At 72.1% G+C, this 2,222-nt stretch carries 1 protein-coding gene and 1 rRNA gene; both read left to right on the top strand.

Going from position 1 to position 2,222, the window contains the following annotated elements:
- The first annotated feature begins 176 nt into the window (after positions 1-176).
- Positions 177-293: ribosomal RNA gene (gene rrf, locus DMH08_RS39280) — 5S ribosomal RNA — on the top strand.
- A gap of 1,006 nt (positions 294-1,299) precedes the next feature.
- Positions 1,300-2,133 (top strand): hypothetical protein, encoded by an 834-nt coding sequence (locus DMH08_RS39275; protein WP_233618075.1) that lies wholly within the window; start codon positions 1,300-1,302, stop codon positions 2,131-2,133.
- The last annotated feature ends 89 nt before the right edge of the window (positions 2,134-2,222 follow it).

Raw genomic sequence — 2,222 nt, 5'->3', positions numbered from 1 at the left:
CTAATAGGCCGAGTGGCTTGAACACACTGAACGTTCAAAGCATCTCGCTGTGTGTTTGTTCGCGTCCCTGTGTGGTTCCTGGAAAACAAACGGGAACCCGTTTTGATAAGTGAATTTTCGAGCTGTCCGCTCGGACGATGAGTTTCCCGGCACTTTTGGGTGCTGTGGGTTGGTCGTTCGGTGGTTATGGCGAGAGGGAAACACCCGGTCCCATTCCGAACCCGGTAGTTAAGCCTTTCAGCGCCGATGGTACTGCATGGGAGACTGTGTGGGAGAGTAGGACGCCGCCGGACCTTTCTTGGTCGAGGGTCGCCCCGTTTTCTGGGGCGGCCCTCGACGCATGTCCGGCCCCGCCAAAGTAGGCTGCAAGGGTCAAGTGGACCACCATCAAGAACAGTGACGGACGTGATGAGCGCGGAAGAGGACGGCCGCAGCGACGACAACCGCGGGCGGCGGGGGAACAACGGCGGGCGGAACACGCCCGGCCGTCGCGGGGGCAACGCGCGTGGAGGGCCCGGCGGCGGCCGGTCCGGGAAGCCGCAGCAGGGACGGGGGCGTCCCGGCGCGGCCCGTGGGGATCGTGAGGAACGCCGGCCCGACCGTCCGTTCAAGCGTGCCGGTGACAGGCCGGGTTCCGGCGGCGGTCCCCGAGGACGGAACGGTGAGCGGTCCGATCGCCCGTACAAGGGACCGGGCGACCGGCGGGCCGGTGCCGGCTCGAAAGGGCGGGACGATCGGCGGTCCGATCGTCCGTTCAAGCGTTCGGACGACCGGCGCCCGGGCTCCGGCGAGGGCAGGGGCGAACGGCGCCCTGGAAGGTTCGAGCGGGACGACCGTCAGGGCGGTCCGCGACGTGACGGTAAGTTCGGCGGCCGCCCCGGCGAACGGCGCGAGCGTCCTCGCGACGGTGAGGGCCGCGACGCGCGGGGTCCCCGCGCCGGCGGCCCGGGGGAGCGCCGCTTCCAGGACCGTGACCGGCGTGGCCCCCGGGATGACCGGCGCGGTCCGCGTGATGATCGGCGGGGACCCCGCGATGATCGGCGTGGGGCGCGTGATGAGCGTCGTCCCGGCAAGTTCTCGCGGGACGGGCGTCCGGGTGACCGCGACAGGACGTTCAAGGGCCGAGGCCCCGGACGCCCGCACGACTCGGACCGGCGGCCGCCGCGGGAGCGCTTCGAGCGTGAGAAGCCTGCGCCGACGCACGACGACCCGCTGCTGCCGGACGAGGTCACGGGCGAGGAGCTGGACGCGGACGCGCGCCGCGGGCTGCGGAGCCTGCCGAAGGATCTCGCGGGCCGGGTGGCGCGTCACCTCGTGATGGCCGGACAACTCGCCGAGGACGATCCGGAGCTGTCGTACCGGCACGCGAAGGCCGCGCGGCGGCTCGCGTCCCGGGTCGGGATCGTCCGGGAAGCGGCCGGCATCGCGGCGTACCACGCCGGGGAGTGGGCGGAGGCGCTCGCCGAGCTGCGGGCCGCGCGCCGGCTCGGCGCGGGCGACGACTCGTACCTGCCCGTGATGGTCGACTGCGAGCGCGGGCTCGGACGTCCGGAACGCGCGCTCGACCTGGTGAAGTCGCCGGAGGCCGAGCGGCTCGACCCGATGGGGCGCATCGAGCTGCGGATCGTCGAGTCGGGGGTCCGTCGGGACCTCGGGCAGTACGACGCGGCCGTGGTCGCGCTGCAGGTCCCGGAGCTGCGGGATCGGAGGCTCCGGCCGTGGTCGGCGCGGCTCTTCTACGCCTACGCGGACGCTCTTGCGGAGGCGAACCGTGCGGAAGAGGCCATCGAGTGGTTCGCGCGGGCGGCGGCCGCCGACCGCGAAGGCGAGACCGACGCGGCCGAGCGGTACGCCGAGCTGGACGGGCTCCTCATCCTCGACACCGAGGAAGAGGAGACGGAGGTCGAGACGGTCGAAGCCGCGGCCGAGCCCGCGGCGCCGACCGACATCGAGTTCAAGCCCGCCACCCCGGAGGAATCCGCGGTGCCGGACGAGGACGTCCCCCAGGCGCCCGTGGTGTTCCTCGAACCGGAGCAGCCGCGGCACGAGGAGCCCGCGGGAGAGTCCGTCGAGGAGCCGCTCGGAGACGAGGTCCCGGAACAGGACCGTCCCGACGACACCGACAACGGCTGAGTTCGTGAGGTCCTGAAACCGGAGACGTTCGGTCCGGGCCGCACCGGGCGCAGCGGACACCCGCAGGCGGTGGTTCACGGAGCCGCCGC

The organism is Actinomadura sp. WAC 06369, from assembly GCF_003947565.1.
GTDB classification, from domain to species: Bacteria; Actinomycetota; Actinomycetes; order Streptosporangiales; family Streptosporangiaceae; genus Spirillospora; species Spirillospora rifamycini.
The sequence above is the reverse complement of the archived record's forward strand: the minus strand, read 5'-3'. Positions and strand labels throughout refer to the sequence as shown.